Annotated in this window: 15 protein-coding genes and 1 pseudogene; 11 read left to right on the forward strand and 5 right to left on the reverse strand. The window is 49.3% G+C overall.

Translation table 11 applies throughout. The features are described 5' to 3' along the window. Positions 1-77: 77 nt before the first annotated feature. Positions 78-971: a LysR family transcriptional regulator gene (locus tag D5398_RS16680; protein ID WP_120508630.1), complete on the reverse strand. Its 894-nt coding sequence runs from the start codon at positions 969-971 to the stop codon at positions 78-80. A gap of 114 nt (positions 972-1,085) precedes the next feature. Here D5398_RS16680 and D5398_RS16685 point away from each other — a divergent pair, with 114 nt between their 5' ends. Together D5398_RS16685 and D5398_RS16690 are read left to right on the forward strand one after the other, a co-directional pair. Continuing rightward, positions 1,086-2,459 carry an MFS transporter gene (locus tag D5398_RS16685; protein ID WP_120508631.1) on the forward strand — a complete coding sequence of 458 codons (1,374 nt, stop codon included), beginning with the start codon at positions 1,086-1,088 and terminating at the stop codon, positions 2,457-2,459. Between the two features lie 11 nt (positions 2,460-2,470). Beyond that, a complete protein-coding gene (locus D5398_RS16690) occupies positions 2,471-2,860 on the forward strand; it encodes a DUF4440 domain-containing protein (RefSeq protein WP_120508632.1) in 390 nt (129 codons plus the stop codon). Between the two features lie 56 nt (positions 2,861-2,916). On the opposite strand, the gene D5398_RS16695 is transcribed toward D5398_RS16690, so the two are convergent. From D5398_RS16695 to D5398_RS16705, 3 genes are read right to left on the reverse strand one after another with little or no spacing between them, the layout of a single operon-like run. After that, complete coding sequence (locus D5398_RS16695; protein ID WP_415838552.1) at positions 2,917-4,188, reverse strand: c-type cytochrome; 1,272 nt, start codon at positions 4,186-4,188, stop codon at positions 2,917-2,919. A 15-nt stretch (positions 4,189-4,203) separates the two neighbouring features. After that, positions 4,204-5,973, reverse strand: coding sequence for a GMC family oxidoreductase (locus D5398_RS16700; RefSeq protein WP_095925350.1), 1,770 nt, complete (start codon positions 5,971-5,973; stop codon positions 4,204-4,206). Positions 5,974-6,018: 45 nt separating this feature from the next. Continuing rightward, the gene (locus D5398_RS16705; RefSeq protein WP_119825913.1) at positions 6,019-6,744 is read right to left on the reverse strand and encodes a gluconate 2-dehydrogenase subunit 3 family protein; all 726 of its coding nucleotides are present in this window, start codon (positions 6,742-6,744) and stop codon (positions 6,019-6,021) included. Between the two features lie 478 nt (positions 6,745-7,222). Here D5398_RS16705 and evgA point away from each other — a divergent pair, with 478 nt between their 5' ends. From evgA to D5398_RS16725, 4 genes are all read left to right on the forward strand, one after another. Continuing rightward, positions 7,223-7,837 (forward strand): acid-sensing system DNA-binding response regulator EvgA, encoded by a 615-nt coding sequence (evgA, locus tag D5398_RS16710; RefSeq protein WP_120508634.1) that lies wholly within the window; start codon positions 7,223-7,225, stop codon positions 7,835-7,837. A gap of 4 nt (positions 7,838-7,841) precedes the next feature. Then, positions 7,842-11,429 (forward strand): response regulator, encoded by a 3,588-nt coding sequence (locus D5398_RS16715; protein WP_162940776.1) that lies wholly within the window; start codon positions 7,842-7,844, stop codon positions 11,427-11,429. A gap of 203 nt (positions 11,430-11,632) precedes the next feature. Further along, positions 11,633-12,256, forward strand: coding sequence for a fimbrial protein (locus D5398_RS16720; protein ID WP_120508636.1), 624 nt, complete (start codon positions 11,633-11,635; stop codon positions 12,254-12,256). Between the two features lie 70 nt (positions 12,257-12,326). After that, positions 12,327-13,055, forward strand: coding sequence for a type 1 fimbrial protein (locus D5398_RS16725; protein WP_120508637.1), 729 nt, complete (start codon positions 12,327-12,329; stop codon positions 13,053-13,055). Positions 13,056-13,134: 79 nt separating this feature from the next. Here the strand turns inward: D5398_RS16725 and D5398_RS16730 are convergent. Continuing rightward, positions 13,135-14,341: pseudogene (locus tag D5398_RS16730) on the reverse strand (IS256 family transposase). Positions 14,342-14,630: 289 nt separating this feature from the next. Between D5398_RS16730 and D5398_RS16735 the strand changes: the two are divergent. From D5398_RS16735 to D5398_RS16755, 5 genes are all read left to right on the forward strand, one after another. Next, a complete protein-coding gene (locus tag D5398_RS16735; RefSeq protein WP_120508636.1) occupies positions 14,631-15,254 on the forward strand; it encodes a fimbrial protein in 624 nt (207 codons plus the stop codon). Positions 15,255-15,324: 70 nt separating this feature from the next. After that, a complete protein-coding gene (locus tag D5398_RS16740; protein WP_120508638.1) occupies positions 15,325-16,053 on the forward strand; it encodes a type 1 fimbrial protein in 729 nt (242 codons plus the stop codon). Between the two features lie 205 nt (positions 16,054-16,258). Next, on the forward strand, positions 16,259-16,933 hold the full coding sequence (locus D5398_RS16745; protein WP_120508639.1) for a DUF1120 domain-containing protein: 675 nt from the start codon (positions 16,259-16,261) through the stop codon (positions 16,931-16,933). 72 nt (positions 16,934-17,005) lie between these two features. Continuing rightward, entirely contained in the window at positions 17,006-19,420 is a 2,415-nt protein-coding gene (locus D5398_RS16750; protein WP_120508640.1) for a fimbria/pilus outer membrane usher protein, read from the forward strand. Positions 19,421-19,439: 19 nt separating this feature from the next. Beyond that, positions 19,440-20,153, forward strand: a complete 714-nt coding sequence (locus D5398_RS16755) for a fimbria/pilus chaperone family protein (protein ID WP_120508641.1) — start codon at positions 19,440-19,442, stop codon at positions 20,151-20,153. Positions 20,154-20,192: the final 39 nt, after the last annotated feature.

Raw genomic sequence — 20,192 nt, forward strand, 5'->3', positions numbered from 1 at the left:
CGTTCAGACCTGTCGATGGAAATGGCCGGGCAGGCCGCATTCTCAAAATTATCTCCTATTGATTATTCAGATGATGCTCACTCCGCCATCTGTTTTTGCAAAAAATCAATAAACCGTCTTACCTTCTCCGGCACATGACGGGTGTTGGGATACAGCGCGAAAATGCCCTGAGGTGGGAAACGGTGATCGGGCAGCAAATGGCATAAACGCTGTGCGTCGATTTCCGGTTGCACCAGCCAGTCCGGCAGCAGGGCGACACCCGCTCCCGCAAGCGCGAAAGCTAACAACGCCGACGCGCTGTCGGCGGTCACGGCCGGAGGCGAAGCAACTCGAAAGGGGATCTTTTCTCCACGGGTATTGGTCACCGGCCAGCTCATCGGCAGCGGCAGACGGCTGTGGGCAATCCATGAGGCCTGAGCCAGCTGTTCCGGCGTTTGAATATTTCCCGAACGCTGCAAGTACGCCGCCGAGGCCACCGGCAGGATTTCAAAATTTCCCAGCGTGGCGGCATGATGGCTGGAATCGGCTAACTGTCCGAGGCGGATCGCCAGATCAAAGCGTCCGGCAATCAGGTCATCGTGATTAGAAGAGGCAACGTGCTGAATACGCAGTTGCGGATGCAGTGCGGAAAACGCCGCCAGCGCCGGAACCACCACGCGCGCACCGTATTCTGGCGTGCTGGTGATGCGCAACTGTCCGCTCAGGCCGCCGTGATCGCGGCGCACATCGTCCAGCACCGCTTCGGCTTCCTGCAATAAATCCTGGCAACGCTGATAAAAGCGTTCGCCCGATTCAGTCAGCGCCAGCCGTCGTGTGCTGCGTGTCAGCAACGCGACGCCGGTTTCGCTTTCCAGCTGTTTGACGTTGAAACTGACGACTGCTTTGGTCAGCCCGAGCAAAGCCGCCGCGCCGGTAAAGCTGCCTGCGTTAACCACCGCGACGAAAATCTCCAGCCGCTGTAAATTCAGCATTTCCTGCGCCTTGATTGTCAAAATTATTTTGACAGTGTAACTGCTCCGCGCCCGTTTATCCCTGAGAAGTTCTCCGCTACATTGCCTGCCTTAACGGATCGTGGATGAGTGCAGATGAGTCACAGGGCGCGGGTTGCCGCAGTATATTTGCTCGGTTTTTTCGTTGATCTGATCAACATGTTTATCGCCAACGTGGCGTATCCCGGTATCGCGCGGCAGTTTACTGCGCCGGTCAGCGCGCTGGCATGGGTCAGCACGGGATATATTCTCGGGCTGACGCTGGTTATCCCGCTCAGCCGCGGTCTGGCCGGTCGGTTCGGTGCGCGACGGGTGTTTATTTTGTCGCTGACGATTTTTATGTTCGCCTCACTCGGTGCGGCCAGCGCCACAAATCTGACCACGCTGATTGGCTGGCGCATTGTGCAGGGGCTGGGCGGCGGATTGCTGATCCCGCTCGGTCAGACGCTGACGTATGCGCTTTACCGCAGCCATGAGCGCGCCAGACTGTCGGCGGTGATCATGCTGGTCGGGCTGCTGGCACCGGCACTTTCTCCGGCCATCGGCGGCATTATCGTGGACAGTTTCAGCTGGCGCTGGGTATTTGTTGCCAGCCTGCCTCTGGCGCTGCTGGCCTGGGTTCTGGCGTTTTGCTGGCTGCCACAAACCCCGCGGGAACCGGCAGAAAGGTTCGATGTGAAGGGATTTGCGCTGCTCAACGGCGGGCTGGCGCTGGTGTTATGGGGGCTGACGTCTCTGGGTGAAAGCCGCGAATGGCTGAGCGGTGGCGCATTATTGCTGGCGGGCGCAGGGCTCATGACGATGTTTGTGCGGAGATCGCAAAAAAGCACGCGGCCTTTGCTGGAGCTGACGTTAATGAAAGATCCGCTGTTGCGCACCGGCATGCTGGTTTATCAATGCATTCCCGGCGTGTTTACCGGCGTCAGCCTGATTGCCATGCTGTATCTGCAAAATGAACATCACTTTTCGGCGGCGCAGTCGGGCGGGCTGATGTTGCCGTGGTCGCTGGCATCGTTTGCCGCCATCAGTTTTACCGGCAAAATGTTTAACCGCATCGGGCCGCGGGCGCTCTTTATTCCGGGCTGCCTGATCCAGGGCGCAGGTATTGGCTTGCTGGCGCTGCTCAGCGGGTTTCCCGCACAGCCTTGGCTGGCGGTCGCCGCGTTCACGCTGATGGGAGCGGGCAGCAGTTTGTGCAGCAGCACGGCGCAAAGTGGCGCGTTCTTACATGTTCAGACACAGAAACTGGCGGATGCCAGTGCGCTCTGGAACATCAACCGCCAGCTGAGTTTTTGTCTTGGCGTGACGCTGGTCAGCGTGATGCTCAATATTTTGCAGATTTACGCCCCGCAATCGGCCTTCCGCCTGGCGTTCATTTTTGCCGCCGCCAGCGTTATTGTTCCGGTCATGCTGTGCCTGCGGTTGCCGGGCCGTGAAATTGTGCAGGAACTCAATCAACAGAGTCGTTAACAGGAAAGAAAATGAATCGTTTTGTGAAAGAAGTGTTTGATGCGCATGTGTTAATTCAGCGCTGGTTTTCTGATGCGCAAGCGGCTGAACAAACGTGTGACGATCTGCTGGCGCGGTTTAGTCCGGCCTATTCGATGGTAACGATCACCGGTCACCGGCTGGACTATCCGGGCTTGCGTGCTTTTTTCCGGGCGCAGCGAGGCGCGAAAAGCGGGCTGAATATTGAAGTCGAAAAGCCGGTGGTGATTACTGAGAGTGAAAAAGGTGCGGTCGTCGCGTATCAGGAACGCCAGCAGTTGCCCGGACAGCCGGAAACGCTGCGTTATTCCACGGTGATATTCGAGGTGGATGCACAAGGGAAAATTCTGTGGCGCCATTTGCATGAAACCCCCGCCGCCTGAGCACGCATATAAAAACGGCCTTCCGCGAGGAAAGCCGTTTGAGCCTGCAAGACTGATTACTTCGTCAGGGTTTTTCTGACTTCGCTGACGTCTTTCGCCGTGACTGCCGGTGCGTTGTTGCCCCAGCCCTGACGGATGAAGGTCGACAATTGCGCCGCTTCTTCGTCAGTCAGACGGTTTGCAAAGCCCGGCATCGCCAGTGTGGACGGTGCGCGTGCGGTGGACGGTTGCTGTGCGCCCGCGAGGATGGTGTGGATCAACCCGGTCGGGTCTTTCGCATTCACAATCGTTGCCTGATCCAGCTGCGGGAACACGCCCGGTGCGCCTTTGCCGGTCACAAAGTGGCAGGCTCCGCAGTTATCCAGATACAAACGCTCGCCTTCGCTGAGGTTTTTCGCCGCGGTCAGTTTGGCTTCGGTCGCGCTGGCTTTTTGCGTGTCCTCTGCCGGAACCGGCGGGTTGCCACCCAGGAATTTGATGTACGCCGCGATGGCTTTGAGGTCATCATCGGTCATGTGAGCGGTACTGTTTTCCACCACAGACGTCATTTCGCCGCCCACCGCCGCTTTGTCATTACGTCCTTTGCCCAGATAATCGACGATTTCCTGCTCATTCCAGTGCGCGACGCCGCGCAGGGAAGGCACATCCCAGTTATTCAGGCTGCCGCCCGCCAGGAAATCAGAGTCGCTGCTGTCGAGCGCTTTTTCGTTCATGCCGAAACCGCGCGGTGTATGGCAGCTGCCACAGTGACCGAGACTCTCCACAAGATACGCGCCACGGTTGACCTGCTCAGAAGCGCCGCCGATGGGCTGGAAGGGCTTATCAGACGCGAACGCCCAGTTCCAGAAACGCATCCCCCAGCGCTGGCTGAACGGGAAACTCAGATCCGTTTCCGGCGGTTGTTCCGCGCTCGGTTTTACGCCCTGCATAAAGTAAACGTAGAGCGCATGCATATCTTCATCATTGATTTTGGCGTAATCCGGATAAGGCATCGCCGGATATAAACGGGTACCGTCCGGCAGAACACCTTTTCGCACCGCATCGGAGAACTGCGCTTCGGTGTAACCACCAATGCCATGGTCCTTATCCGGTGTGATGTTGGTCGAATAAATAGTGCCCAGATTCGAATTGATCGCCAGTCCGCCGGAAAACGCCGGTTTTCCCGCCACCGTATGACACGCGCCGCAGTCGCCCAGACGCGCCACATATTCACCCTGTTTGATCAGCGCTGCGTTGTCAGGCTGTACATTCGTGTCTGCCTGCGCATTCGCCATAAAACCCGCACCGAGCAGCAAGGCGTTAGCGATAAATAAACTTTTGAGTTTCATCCTGTTCATCTCCGCTTATGCCTGAACCAGTGGACCAGGGTTTTTCAGGTACTGATCTTTAATCGCCTGCGCCGCCATCAGGGTAATCGCGCCGATGGTATCGGTCGGGTTGGCCTGGAAGTTTTGCGGGAACGCGTTTCCTCCCGGCACAAAGACGTTATGCACATCCCAGCTTTGCAGGAACTTGTTCAGCGCCGAGGTTTTCGGGTTATCGCCCATCACCGCACCGCCCACGTTGTGCGTGGAAACGTACTTGGTCAGGTCAAAGTGCGCGTCCATCGGCAGGAAGCTTTCGCTGTAGCTGTCCGGGTTCAGCTCTTTGGTGATATTGCCGACGATGCCTTTCAGGTATTGCTGCAATTTGAGCTCGTTCTGTTTCCAGTCGAAAGTCATGCGCAGCAGCGGATAGCCATATTCATCTTTGTAGTTCGGATCAAGATCCAGATAAATGTCGCGATACGACTGGCAGGTGGTGGTGATGCTGATTTTCATCGAATGGCCGTACCATTCTTCCATCCCTTCTTTCCAGCCTGTGCCCCACGCAGGCGTGCCTTTTGGCAGCGAGGTGCTGATTGGCGTGCCGGTGGCCTGAGAACTGTGGATTTTCGCGCCGCCGATGAACCCTAAAGAAGGGCCATCAAAGTTGCCCGGAGAGATGTCGTTAAACATCTGGCCGGTGGCGCCCGCGGTGGCGAACGGGTTGAAGTTTTTATCTTTGAAGAACAGCGTCGAGCCGCCGTTGCTCAGGAACGCGTAGTTACGGCCAATCACGCCTTCTTCGGTGATCGGGTTGTATGGTTTGCCGATGCCGGACAGCAGCATCAGGCGCACGTTACAGAACTGGAAGCTGCTCAGTACCACGATTTTTGCCGGCTGGAAGCATTCGTTGCCGTCTGCATCCATGTAGATCACGCCTTTGGCGGTTTTCTTATCATCGTGCAACTCGACTTTCAGCACGTTGGCGTGGACTTCATAGGAGAAGTTATCCATGCGTTTCAGTGCGTCCATTACGGCAGTTTGCGGCGAGGCTTTCGAGTAGTTCAGGCACGGATATTTACTGCAATAACCGCAGTAGTTACAGGGTGCGATCTGGTTGCCATACGGGTTGGTCCAGGCGCGGGACACGCAGGCAGACGGGTTCGGGAACGGGTGATAGCCCATCTTTTTGGTGACTTCGGCAAACATGCTGCTGTTGAGCGTATCTTCCAGCGCTGGCAGCGGATACGGCTCGGAACGCGGCCCTTCGAACGGGTCACCGCCTTCCATAATCTGGCCGCGCAGGTTGCCGGTTTTGCCGGACTGGCCGCAGATGTGCTCAAACTTGGTGTAATACGGCTCGATTTCATCCCAGGTGAACGGGAAATCCATGATCCGCATGTCTTCCTGCAAGATACCCGGCTTGTACGCTTCATCGGCGTAAGTTTTGAGTTTTAAATCGGTTGGCGTCGGGCGGATCAGAACCGCCGTCCAGTGCAGACCGGAACCGCCCACGCCCGTACCCGGCGCAAACGCGCCCCATTTACGGGTGGGCAGGGCGGTTTCACTCATGTTGTATCGCACGGTGACCGCCGCTTCAGCCGGGGTCGCCATGACTTTGTTGCGCACCGCGTAGGCGTACTCGTCCGCCGGTTTCGGGTATGCAAATTCTTCGTAGCCGCGATCGCCGCCGCGTTCGAGCGCGCGAACGGTCAGGCCTGCCATTGCCAGCTCGATACTCATCAGCGAGCCAGCCCAGCCGAGGCCGACGACAACGACGTCGACTTCTGGTTTCGTTACTTTTGCCATCTTAAATCCTGTCAGTCATCAGAAAAGGGGAATAGGGCGAGGCACTCAGGCACGCGCGCCCTGCAGGCTCACAGGCCCCAGCGGATACGGGACGTTGTGCTGCTTAACCCATTCGGTGAAACTGGCACGTGCGCCGGGGAATCCGATGGCAATCCACGCCTTCATCCCTTTGTTTCCGCCATAGATCGGATCTGCCAGATAACCGTGTTTGGTATCTGAAAGCAGCTCGCTGAAGAATTGCGAAGCGACGAGATTTTCTTCGCCTGCATCCGCAAATTTGATGCCGTTTTTCTGAAGCTGTGTCAGAACGTCGTCTTTGTCCTGATCGTTCAGCTCATGGAAGGCTTTCTGATGATTTTGCTGACACCAGCTGTTCGCGATGCGAATGCCGGTTTTGTAGATTTGCTGCGGACGGAAAGGGATCTGATATCCCATCGTCGCCGGAGCATGCACGTTGAACGGGCCCTGCATGTAAATTTCTTCACCGAAATCGCCGTGCATTTGCTGATCGATAAAAATCGGCACGTTGGTTTCCAGCGCGCCCGGCGCTTTGCCTTTACCGCCTGCGGGGATCAGACGGTCAGCAGCGGCCATAATAAACTGCCACTCCTCGGCGCTGAAAAAGATCGGTTTATAATCGAGTAAATCCGGAGCCGCCATTTCCGCAGCTTGTGCCGCTGACAGTCCTTTCATCATGATGGTGCCGACAGGCAACGCCATCAGCGACCCAAGTAAAAACTTGCGACGGGTTGTTTTTTTTTGAAGGAGCATAGAATTACGACTCTCACATGCCTGATGTTAAGTTTGGGTTAATTATTATTATTTTTGGGTACAAATTTATAATATCACCGCTACATCCAAAATAAATGAATAAATTCCACATGAACTGTGCGGCGGATTATTTCCGCAGTAGGTTTTAGGATGTGCCTCGCTTTAAAATTGTTTAAAAACAACAGATTAAAATCATTTTAATTTGATAAAGCCCACATTAAATTAGCATTAATTATCAAAGTTAATTCCCCGATTTCACTGTCTTAATTTAGATCAATATAATTACGCCAGGGAAAGGCCTGTTATTTTATGTTGTAAATGTTAGCTAACATTTTTAACAAATGGGAACGGGTTTCAATTGCATGTATATATTTGGAAAAAAAGAAAATTCACCAACCTGTATTAGTTACATTTAGAAATCATCCTGCATACTCCGTGTACAAACGTAAGTTGTTGAAAAGGGATTCTTGGTATAACTATGAAAGCAATTGTTATTGACGACCACCCTCTGGCTCGTATCGCTATTAAAAATTTGTTGGAAAACAACGAGATTACGGTCATCAGAGAGTTGGAGGACGGTGAGGTTGCGGTGCTTGCGGTAGAATCGACTGATCCTGATCTGGTGGTAATAGATATAGATATACCTGTTGTAAATGGCATGGAGATACTGGAACGCCTGAGAAAGAGAGGGTATGAAGGTATTATCATTGTAGTGTCGTCGAAAAATGAACGGTTTTACAGCAGACGCAGTTCAGAAGCGGGTGCAAGTGGTTTTGTCAGTAAAAAAGAAGGGCTGAGCAACCTCATGGCTGCCGTTACTGCTGCACAAAATGGCTACAGCTATTTTCCGTTATTTTTAGGACAATATGTTGGGAAATGGACGTCAGATGAGAAAAAGCTAGACTCGTTGTCACTTCAGGAATTCAATGTGTTACTTTATATTCTCCAGGGTGCAGATAACAATACGATTGCGGAAAAAATGAAACTCAGTAACAAAACAGTCAGCACCTATAAGAAAAGGTTGTTAGAAAAGTTAGATTGTAAATCACTGATAGATCTCTTTGCTTTCTCTACTCATAATAATGTCGGGTAAAGCGATGCGCATTGTGCTAAACATTTTATCCATTTTATTATTAATGGTACTGTCAAATGCTTATGCTGACGGTATATATGAATCCTACAGTCAAATAAAAAATAGCAATTTAACTTATGCAAACAAGGTTGAGCTCAATGAAGAAGAATCACGTTGGGTTGAGCATAAAAAGAATCTTATAATTGCTACTTCTCCTTTTGAAATCTCAACGTTACTTTCCAAAGATTCATCTTCACGTGCTCAGGGTATATTGGCAGATTATTTCCATCTTATGGAAAAGTCACTGAAACTGAAGGTCATTATTCATGAATATCCTACGCAAGAAAAGGCACTTGCTGCATTGGAAAGTAATCAAGCCGACATGGTGCTTTCATCTTTTACAGAGATGAAGGTGGGAAAGGAAAAATATCTCACATCATCGCCCATTCTAAGCAGTTCTCCAGCGCTCATTTCCTCAAAAAAAAACACCATGCTTCCCTCTGGCAGCAATCATCATGTGAGCATCGCCAGAGCAGGTAATAGTCCTTCTGATAATTTCATTAAAGAACAGTTTCCGAATGCAAAAATAACATCCTTCAAAAGTTATTATCAGGCAATGTCAGAAGTAGATAGTAATGAAACAGACTATTTCTTTGGGAATGGTTTAATAACAGCCGCATTTATGTCTAAGTCTTTTCCAAATTCTCTAAATTTAATAAAAAATTATCGGGAGCCGGTGGCAGAAACCTACTTTATTTCAAAAAACGATCAACCTCTTCTGGCAAGATTGATTGAGCGCTTTATTACATCATTAAGCAGTGATATCAGAACCCAAATTCTAAGAAACTGGATCGGTGTTGATATCTGCTTTTTTACACAAAAAAATTGCCGTTTTACAATGGAAGAGTTGAATTGGATAAAACAAAATAAAAAATTCTCAGTGCTGGTAAATCCATACTTCCCTCCTTTTACATTATTGGATGATAATGGGGCCGTCAGAGGGATAATGGGCGATATCCTCAATATTGTCCATCTGCAAACCGGTATTGATTTTGATATCATTGATGTGAGCTCTAACGAGCAACTATATAAAGATGCAGAGATGAAAAATAATAGCCTCATACTGGCTGCCTCATTTAATGAATTCCGCAATGAGCATATTACATTTACTGATACAATTCTTACTTCGCCTGTGGTGTTTGTTTCGAAGTTAGATAAAGCAACGTTAAAAATAAAAAACTTAGAACGTAAGATGAAGGTGGGTATGCCTTCACATTACGCACAGGAAGCAGAACTGAGGAACCGTTATCCCGAGGTTCAGTGGGTCACTGTCGATAATTCCAGTTCATCACTACAATCGGTTGCTGAAGGTAAGCTTGATGCAGTAGTAACTACCGAACTTACGGCTCGTTTTATGATTGAGCATTACTATGTTGATATATTATATTATTCAGTTTTACCCGATATAAGTGATGCGTCTATAAGTTTCGCTTTTCCACAGAATAACATGGTATTTAAAAGTATATTAAACAAGGTGTTAAATAACATTCCGGAAAGCGAGATTTCAAGGATTACGGAAAAATGGTTGCAAACTCCTGAGATAAGAATATCCACATGGGAGTTGTATAAAAAAGAAATCTATTTTCTTGTTTTTATATCATTGTCGCTGTTTATCATTGGGCTAACAGGGTGGGTATTTTTACAAAAGAATATCAGAAGGAAGATAAAGCACCAGCAGCATTTAGAAAATCTTCTGAAGTTTAGGCAGACATTAACAGACTCTATGCCTTTACCCGTCTATCTGGTAAGCCAGCGCGGGGAGATCCTTAGTTACAATGAATCCTTTAGGCTCTTTTTTACAGAACGCACTAAGCGAGTAGTCCCCCATACATTAACCGATGACCAATCCCCATTACATGAAGTTTTTTTACAATTACAACATTTTATTCTCAGCGATATCAACGAAAAAATGGTGACGCAAGAAATGGTTATACACCAGGGTGAGGAAACGAGACAGGTTTCACACTGGATTGCCGCTTGCCGACACTTAGTTGCACAGGATGATTTTTATATCTGCGGATGGGAGGATGTGACTGAGTCAAAACATCTTATCGCCGAGCTGGAAGCTGAAAGAAATAAAGCGATACACGCCACTCAAGCAAAGAGTCAATTTTTAGCCTACATGAGCCATGAAATCAGAACGCCTGTAAGTTCAGTTATAGGATTTCTTGAATTATTAACCAACCGACGCCTGACTAAATCTGAAAGTACTGAAGCCTTGGCCCTTGCTTACACATCCGCGCGATCGCTACTTGGATTGATAGGGGATGTACTTGATATGGATAAGATTGAAAGCGGAAATTACTCAGTTGAACCCCAATGGGTTGACCTCTTTCAGTTGATTAATGAGACGACACGTTCGTTTGAAGCCGAAGCAAAAATGAAAAATATCTCATTGAATTTAAAGCATGGATTTAATGGTGAGAGTGATTTATTTATTGACCCTCAGGCATTCAGGCAAATTTACAGTAATATTTTAAGCAATGCTGTAAAATTCACAGATACTGGAAGTGTTGAAATTGTGTCAAACATCATAACTGAATCCTCAGATAAATTTCGATTAAGTATTTCAGTTTCTGATACAGGATGTGGCGTTTCTGACAGCGAGCAGGAAAAGCTGTTTAAAAAATATCAGCGGGCAGTAAATGGCACAAAAAGTAGTGGTTCAGGATTGGGGCTGGTCATTTGCAAAAAGCTCATCTCCATGATGTCAGGAAACATTATTTTTGAAAGCGTTAAGGGTCAGGGAACACACGTCGAGTTATCATTTCCCGTTGCGATCAGGCATACCCACTTTGAACCTAAAGTGGAGGGCGAAGAGGGCAAAAATTCCCATCTGTTGGTTAATATTTTGATTGCCGACGATCACCCTACCAATCGGATATTATTAGAACGTCAGCTGGACGAGAACAACTATCATGTTGAAACCGCTGTTGATGGCGAAGATGCATTGCGCAAGGTGAAGCGCAGACATTACGACTTACTCATTACCGATCTGCATATGCCGGGACTGAATGGCCTCGAACTTACGCGTGAAATCCGCAAGTTCAACAGTTCAATGGCGATTTGGGGATTAACGGCCAGCGTACAAGCCCATGATACTCAATCCTGTCTCGAGGCCGGAATGGATAAATGTTTGTTTAAGCCCATTAGCAGAAGGTTATTAATAAATTCCATTGAAGAGTTATCTTTCTCATTATCTCCAAGGGATCTTGATGACTATTTTGATATGTCTTTAATCTTAGAAAATTCGCCAAAGGACCCTAATTTAGTCAATAAGATACTGATAACATTCCAAAGCGAAACCTTAAAGGATATTGCTGCAGCGAAGTCAGCTGTTGAAACCCTTGACCTCCACGCACTCCGACAAGCTACCCATAAGATTTATGGTGCCGCACAGTTGCTTAATATTAAACCTATTATAGACGCAGCTTTATTTTTTGAATCTATGGCGGTATACAATTCAAAGACTGACGTTGTGATAAGTCAGTTTGATACGTTAGAAAGAGTAGTTATGAAAGTTATAAACGAAATCAGTACCCATTCTTCATAAATTTACCTATTGGTTTGTTTCATTATTTTATGTGTCAGCCTACGCCTGTAGGTCATTATTTTGCTGTCTGTAAATACCCTCCGATATCTGTCTGTTATATCTCTCTCTATTATGCGGGGCTTACCGTCGCTCTTTTCGGCGGATTGAAGTTTCCTCCAGGACGGAGGAGGCGCGTGCCTTTTACACTTAGTGAGATAAACCCCATGTTGAAGAAATCCCTGTTAGCCCTCGCCCTGACCGCCGTTGCCAGCTCTGCCTTTGCCGCACCGGTTGCTAACCTCAAAGTCACCGGCAGCATCACGCCGCCGACCTGTACGGTTAACGGCGTAGATGAAGCCGACGTGCTGTACACCTTTGATGTCTCTCCGGGTCTGTTCCCGGCGAGTGGCAACCTGACTATGGCACCGCAGTCGCAAAATATTCAGGTGGTCTGTGACGCACAGACCTATCTGGCTTTCAACGCCACCGATGAGCGCGCGGGTACCGAGCTGACCGCAGGTAATACCAACTTTGGTCTGGGTCTGTATGGCGACGACACCAAGGTCGGTTTTTACAAAGTGACCATGGAAAATGCGACGGTCAAAGCGAATGAAAGTGCCGCGGATACATCAGTCGGCGTGCTGGTGGGCAGCACTTACGCGACCAGTGGCGTTATCGATAAAACGCAGACGGTGTCCTGGGCGACTGACAAAGACACACTGGCCGCCGCTCAGGTGTTTGCCGCTGACTTCGCAGTACAGCCTACGCTCAACGCGGACATGAAGAGCAGCGACGGCACGGCACAGCTGGACGGCCACGCGGTGCTGACGTTCGCCTTCGGTGTCTAAGCCTGTCATTCTTGCGAACCTGCCTGAGAGGGCGGGTTAATTTGATAATAAACACGATGATGGAAGCAATATGAATAAGCAAACCCTTGGGATTTTAGTGGCCTCCGTGCTGGCCAGTGCAAGCGTGACGGCGGCACCGGTGGCGAATTTGAAAATCAACGGGGACATCAAGCCGCCGACCTGTACGGTGAACGGCGGTGACCAGGCGGATTTGGTGTATAACCTGGGTGCAGTGTCGCCGTCGGTTATCCCGCAATCAAAAGGCTATAACGGCCTACCCGCATTGTCTAATAAGTTGACAGTAACCTGTGACGCGGCCACGTACCTAACCTTTAAGGCGACGGACACTTACCAAAACCCCTTGATTCAGGCGCCGTGGATGGCCCCAAACCTCAAAACTATCAACTTTAATCTTGTCGATGCCAACTCTCCGGAGAAGACCGTGGGTGGTGTCAGTTACGTGTGGACAAAACCTACCGCAGATGGAAAGACTGTAAGCATTTCTCGTGCAAATGATGGCGTAGAAGACGATGGTGTCTGGGCTGGAGCGACGATAATGGTAAAAGATGCGACGAACGGATGGACAACAAATCAACAAAAATATGTTGCGCCTGCAGAATTGGAGTTGGTCTCTGCCAAAGTATTCTCAGCGAATATTGTCAACTCTGCCGTAACTCACTCAGGATTACAGGATACCTATCTGTTATCCAAAGATGAATTAGTCAAACAAGGTGTCGATCTTTCCGAGGGCCTTGATTACACGGGGAATACTATGCTGACATTTAACTTCGGCGTGTAATAAGCATAGACAATGAGTTTGTGCCTCTCCCTTCTGATTATCGAGAGCGTTCATAATTCTGTGTCACGTTAAAAGCTCATTACAACGTCATCACTTTATCGAGGCGGCCTTCAAAATAAATCGCCAATTGGGACAATGTCAAATTCCAGCTCTGGATCGGCATTGTCCATTTTTTCTGCGCATTCATTAACCCCAGATAAAGTAGCTTCAACAGACTGTTTTCATTGGGGAATGCCCCTTTATTTTTCGTCAGCTTCCTGAACTGCCTGTGTACCGATTCAATCGCATTCGTTGTGTAAATCACCTTACGGATCGTCGCAGGATAGCGGAAGTAATGTGACAAATCCTCCCATTTTCTTCGCCATGACGGGATGACTACTGGGTACTGCTGGCTCCACTTAACCTCCAGCACATCCAGTGCCGTTTCTGCTGCTTCTTTCGATACGGCCCGATAAACGGGCTTAAGATCGGCCATGAACGCCTTATGGTGTTTTGAGGCGATATATTTAATCGAATTGCGGATCTGATGGATAACGCAGAGCTGGACTTCGGTATCCGGGTAAATACTGTTTATCGCTTCCGGGAACCCCGTCAGACCATCCACACAGGCAATCAGAATGTCGTTCAGGCCACGGTTTTGTAAATCGGTCACCACTGACAGCCAGAAGTTAGCCCCCTCGTTTTCAGACAGATACAGACCCAGTACCTCTTTCTTGCCTTCCATATTCAGCGCAAGGACGGTGTATAAGGCTTTGCTCTGGTAGCGCCCGTCTTCGCGGATTTTATAGTGAATGGCATCCAGCCAGACAAAGGGATAAACCGCCTCAAGAGGGCGTTGCTGCCATTGTTTCAGCTCAGGAATAACTTTATCGGTGACGGCGCTGATTGTGGCTCTGGAGACACTGAAAGCATACAGGTCTTCAATTTCCTGGCTGATATCCTTGTAACTCATGCCCAATGCAAACATGCGGATAATGTTGCACTCAATCTCATCGGAAAGCGTAGTTTGATGCTTTTTGACCAGTTGAGGCTCAAAAGTACCATTACGATCGCGGGCGTGGCGTGGTGAGTTCAAAGGTACCGGTGGATGTTTTTAGTGTCTTTTTCGACGAAGCATTTTTACGGTTAGCGGCAACATCCTGAGCGAGATGAGAGTCCAGTTAGGCAGCGAGAGCGGCCTCAGTTAACTGTTTGATTAATGACGTCAAGATGCCATCTTTTCCGGTCAGTGCCTGACCATCCTGAAGTGCTTTCAGGGTTTTATCGAAATCGAAGGGCTGGGGCATGTGTCATTCCTTTTTGTCGGGATTTTACTGGAATGACACAGAATTTCTAACACTCGCTGATTATCGGAAGGGGGGATTATTCTGATCTTCTCCTAACTTATTTAAGTTTTCTAATGCTTTCCGGATTACGGGTGTAGGTCATTATTTTGCTGTCTGTAAATACCCTCTGATATCTGTCTGCTTTCCCTCTCTCTATTATGCGCGGCTTACCGTCGCCCTTTTCGGCGGATTGAAGTTTCCTCCAGGACGGAGGAGGCGCGTGCCTTTTACACTTAGTGAGATAAACCCCATGTTGAAGAAATCCCTGTTAGCCCTCGCCCTGACCGCCGTTGCCAGCTCTGCCTTTGCCGCACCGGTTGCTAACCTCAAAGTCACCGGCAGCATCACGCCGCCGACCTGTACGGTTAACGGCGTAGATGAAGCCGACGTGCTGTACACCTTTGATGTCTCTCCGGGTCTGTTCCCGGCGAGTGGCAACCTGACTATGGCACCGCAGTCGCAAAATATTCAGGTGGTCTGTGACGCACAGACCTATCTGGCTTTCAACGCCACCGATGAGCGCGCGGGTACCGAGCTGACCGCAGGTAATACCAACTTTGGTCTGGGTCTGTATGGCGACGACACCAAGGTCGGTTTTTACAAAGTGACCATGGAAAATGCGACGGTCAAAGCGAATGAAAGTGCCGCGGATACATCAGTCGGCGTGCTGGTGGGCAGCACTTACGCGACCAGTGGCGTTATCGATAAAACGCAGACGGTGTCCTGGGCGACTGACAAAGACACACTGGCCGCCGCTCAGGTGTTTGCCGCTGACTTCGCAGTACAGCCTACGCTCAACGCGGACATGAAGAGCAGCGACGGCACGGCACAGCTGGACGGCCACGCGGTGCTGACGTTCGCCTTCGGTGTCTAAGCCTGTCATTCTTGCGAACCTGCCTGAGAGGGCGGGTTAATTTGATAATAAACACGATGATGGAAGCAATATGAATAAGCAAACCCTTGGGATTTTAGTGGCCTCCGTGCTGGCCAGTGCAAGCGTGACGGCGGCGCCGGTGGCGAATTTGAAAATCAACGGCGACATCAAGCCGCCAACCTGTACGGTGAACGGCGGTGACCAGGCGGATTTGATTTATAACCTGGGTGCAGTATCTCCCTCGGTGATTCCTCAGTCAGCGGGGTATAACGGCCTGCCTAGAGTCACTAATACGCTAACCGTAGATTGTGATGCTGCAACCTATCTGACCTTTAAGGCGACGGATACTTATCAAAATCCTTTTATTCAGCCTCCGGGGATGAATATTAACGTGAGCGCTACTGCGTTCAATCTGGTAGATGTAAACGCTCCTGATAAAACTATCGGTGGCATATCATATATGTGGTCTAAAATAAAGGCAGATGGTAAAGAAGCTTATCTCTCCCGGGCCAATGATGGTACTAATGATAATGGTACGTGGAATTCCGGGATATACATAGTAAAAGACGCTACCATCGGCTGGACTAAAACACAGCAAAAATTTGTGGATCCATCTAATCTTGACTTGATTTCGGCAAAAGAGTTCTCGGCATCAATAAATAATATTACAATAAAAAACTATGGTTGGAGCGCTACATATATCTTATCCAAAGATGAACTTGAAAAGCAGAGTGTTGATATTTCAGACGGTATTGACTATACCAGCAATGTCATGTTGACCTTTAATTTCGGTGTTTAATAAGAATTAATCTCCCAATATGTTGTGATTTCCTACATGAGTAGGAAATCCCTTACCGAATTGAAATGGCATTCTCATAGGATGTAAGTCTTATAAGAGTATTATCCCTTCCAGATAATTCGTACAAGAATAACGCTATTTATTTCTCCGACGTGAGTCACGCGACCTTACCCTCTGTCGCTGAGTAAAACGCAGGTCAATATACATGATTACCTTTAAATTAATATGTCATTTCAGTTATCGCTGGTCTGTGCAAATTCTTTTGACTCTTTTAGTCATCGGGACATCTTCAAACGCCAAAGCGCGAAGTGTTGCTCAAATGGAGATCCCGCCCATTGAGATACAAGCCGCACCCTCTTGTGATATTCAGGCCCCGGATGGGGGAGAATATGCTTACGCACAGCTTCATGCTAGTCAGTTTCACCTGCAGCAAACCACATCGCTACCGCCGATGACAAGACGGTGGGCAGTCGTGTGTGACGCACCGACAACGCTTATTCTTCAGGTGCGAGATATCCAGAGTAACAGTGCACCAGCAGGAGACAGTACCCAATTTGGCCTGGGTATGGTCAACGGGCGAGGTTATCTGGGGCAATATCAAATCACTCTGAGCAATGCCAGTATTGATGGTAAATCCGCCAAGGTCTATGAAACCAGCGATGCGTCCGTCCCCGGGGTACCCGCCGCCAAATGGGATGTCTCAACCGAAAAATATTATGGATGGACGGAAAGCAATGGTGAAGCCAGCAATGGGAAATTATTTTTTGCTGATATTACAGTATCTCCTTTGTTAAATAGTTTGCAGTTTACCAATGGTCCTTTGGTTAATGGGGCTGAGCTTAATGGTCAGGCGGAGATGATTTTCTCTTTTGGTATTTGATTATTCATTAGTAATTATTCTGGATGTGGCGAAAGCTAATTTCCTCCGGAAGGAATCTGGCAGGTCTTTATTATGCGTTATTCTCCGCTCGTTATCGGAATTCTGATTGCCCTGTCAGGGGCGACGGCTGCGCGGTCAAGTGAAATTGACACCGTCAACAAATCTACTGGTGTAGTTGATTTTGATCTGGATTCCCTGAAGTCTCTGGGTTATGGCCCAGAAGTCGCTCAATTTTTCAAAAACGGCAATCAATTTTATCCCGGTCAGCATGACGTCGTGATGAATGTCAACGGTGCTGGTAATTATTCCACCACCATTACCACGGGCGACCACGGCCAGGTCTGCGCCACACCTGAACTGCTGAAACTGTTACGTTTAAAAGCTGTACCTCAAGGGCCAGGATGTGTCGCGTTGAATACGCTGATCCCAGAGGCACGTATCACGCCCCATCCAGCCAGGTTCAGCATTGATGTTGTCGTGCCGGAAGAGGCTTTTGACGATGAATTACGTGGTAGCAACCTCACCTCAGGTGGATTTGCTCTGCTCAACAATTACCGTGTCTACGGCATGCGTATGCAAAACCGTGATTCGCAGCAGTTCTATCAGGGACAGTTTGAAACGGGGATGAACCTGCGCAACTGGGTCTTGCGAAACAACAGCAGCTTTACATCGGGTAACGACAGCTCTAAATACGAATTCAACGAGACGACCCTAAGCCGTGCTATTGAACCCTTAAAAGCGATTCTGGAGATGGGGCAGATTAATACGCAGGGAGCCCAGTTTGGGGGCACCCCGCTCAATGGTTTGCAGCTCTTTAGCGACGCTGCCTCACAAGATGGGGGGCGTTTGTTAGTGCCTATAACCGGACTGACACAAGCCCCCTCGACGGTCGAAGTGAGTCAGAACGGGCGTCTGCTATACCGCACCTTAGTCTCAGCCGGTCCATTTCAGTTGGATCGCATAAATGGTGTCACAAGCGGACAGCCGCTTGATGTGAGCATTTTGCAAAATGATGGCCAGACGCAACGATTCCAGGTCAATACCTCAACGCTTAACAAAAATGCAAGAGGCCCCCTCAGCTATCAGTTTGCGCTAGGAACCTATCGTGACCGAAGCAGCGGAAACGATAGCGATAAACCGCTGTTTGTCAGTGGTGAAGGGGACATCTCTGTTGGGGGCGCGCAGTTCTCAGGCGGAACCCAACTCTCTAGCCTCTATCAGGCCGCGGGTAGCCGGATCAATCTTTACTGGTCAGGGGATCGCCCTGTAACCGTTGGAGTGGGGATGACGGGGGCCAGGAGCCGCGATGAGCAAGGGTTGCAGGTAGACACGGGTGTGGGGCTGGCTTTCGGATCAATCTCTCTGGGACTCACCACGCTGATGCGCAGTGCGCAATATCCAACGCTTGAGTCGTCGTTGCAACGCAGTGAGCCTAAACCTCAGACAGAAGAGGTGCAGAACTGGCAAACACAGGATACCGGTATTTCGACCTCGACGTCCCTCTCCCTTAGTTGGGCTGATGCAGTGTGGGGACGATTTGGATATGGGCTTGGTTACAACCAGTTTTACGGCGAGAAACAGGCCACCCTGTTGCATACCCTCAGCTACGGTCGAAAATTTGGTCTTGTCACCATGAATCTCAGTTTCCAGGCCGCCAGTGACAGGGATAATCGTGTGTTCCTGAGTGCGTCAGTGCCGCTTGGACGACGCTCCTCCCTGAGCAGCCAGATGCAGCGATATCAGGGTGAAAATAACTACACTACCACCTTTTCTCATAATCCGGATGACCTCTGGGGCTACTCTGTGGGTGCCAGTCATAATGGGGATCAAAGTCGTCTTAACGGTTCAGTACGGGCAACAACTGCTTACAGCCAGTTATCTGCCAACGGAACGTGGGGGGATGACAGTTCCCGATCCATGATGTTCTCTGCTTCAGGCGCCACCGCGTATGCCGACGGATTATTCGCCACGTCTCCTTATGCCCTCAGCGACACTTTTGGGATTGTGAGTGTGCCCGGACAGCCCGGCGTAAGAGTGAGTGCCATGGGCAGCGGCACAACCATCACCAATCATTTTGGCACGGCAGCGATACCCTCAATGCCGGTGAACAAGAAAACCACCATACAGCTTAACACGAAAGACTTGCCGCTAAATGTTCGCCTGGGAAGTACCTCCTTTGACGTCGCTGTTTCCCGGGGGACGGTCATCACACGCGAAATCAAAGCCGCCGTGGTCAAGCAACTTCTCCTCACCGTCAAGATGCTCAATGGTGAAATGGCCCCTACAGGTGCGAGCGCGCTGGATAAGCAAGGTGTGCTCGCCGGAGTAGTGATGGGTAAGGGCAATCTAATGTTAAGTAACGATCAAATTGATAAACAGCTCTTTCTTCGTATTCCCAACCAGAGTGATTGCCGTCTGAGTTTTAAAGTTCCTGAATATTTTGACCCTAACGCGCTTTACGAAGAAGCCGATGCGTATTGTAAGTAAACCAACCCCTGGAGTTTTCATGTTTAATCCGTTTTATGCAGTGCAACAAACTAAACGCCATGCCGGAAAAGTGATTTTTGCCCTCGCCACCCTTCTGGCTACGCCTGTTGTTCATGCCAGTTTCCAACTGGAAACAATGACCGTGATCCTCGATGCCGGCGATGGCCGTAAGGTCTTTAGTGTGAAGAACATGTCGAAGGAGCCTATCTTATTGTCCACGCAGGTAGAGGACATTCCAGGCGACCAACCTATTGCTAAAGATATCTTGGTCTCTCCCCCTATCATCCGTATTGAACCTGAGGAAAGTCAGCAAATTAACTTTGTACTCAAAAAAGGTACCGCGGTCCCGCATGAATTGCTGCTCAAAGCTTCATTTCAGGGGGTAGGCGCGGCGAAACAAAATGTCACTAAGATGCCTATACGTCAGGAAGTCGCGATGTTGGTGATCCCTGAAGGAATGGTTGAGAGTCAGAAACCTTGGGAAAACATGTCGGTCAAGCAAACCGGTAACCAGTTAACCCTTACCAACAAGGGACAACAGGTCATTCGTATGTCGCCTAATTTCACAACATTACCGGATGGTAAAGGGCATGGGATCGGCCAGTTCTATCTTCGTTCTGGCGAGGTAAAAACTGTGAATGTGGAAGGAATTGTGAAAGCGCTAAAGCTGACGCCTTTAAGCCGATACGGTTTTCGTATGGCGAATGATGTCACGATCCCTGTGAAGCAATAACGGATTAACAGTTTCCACCCTATTGTTATTAGAGAGAAA

It is taken from the genome of Rahnella bruchi, assembly GCF_003614975.1.
GTDB classification, from domain to species: domain Bacteria; phylum Pseudomonadota; class Gammaproteobacteria; order Enterobacterales; family Enterobacteriaceae; genus Rahnella; species Rahnella bruchi.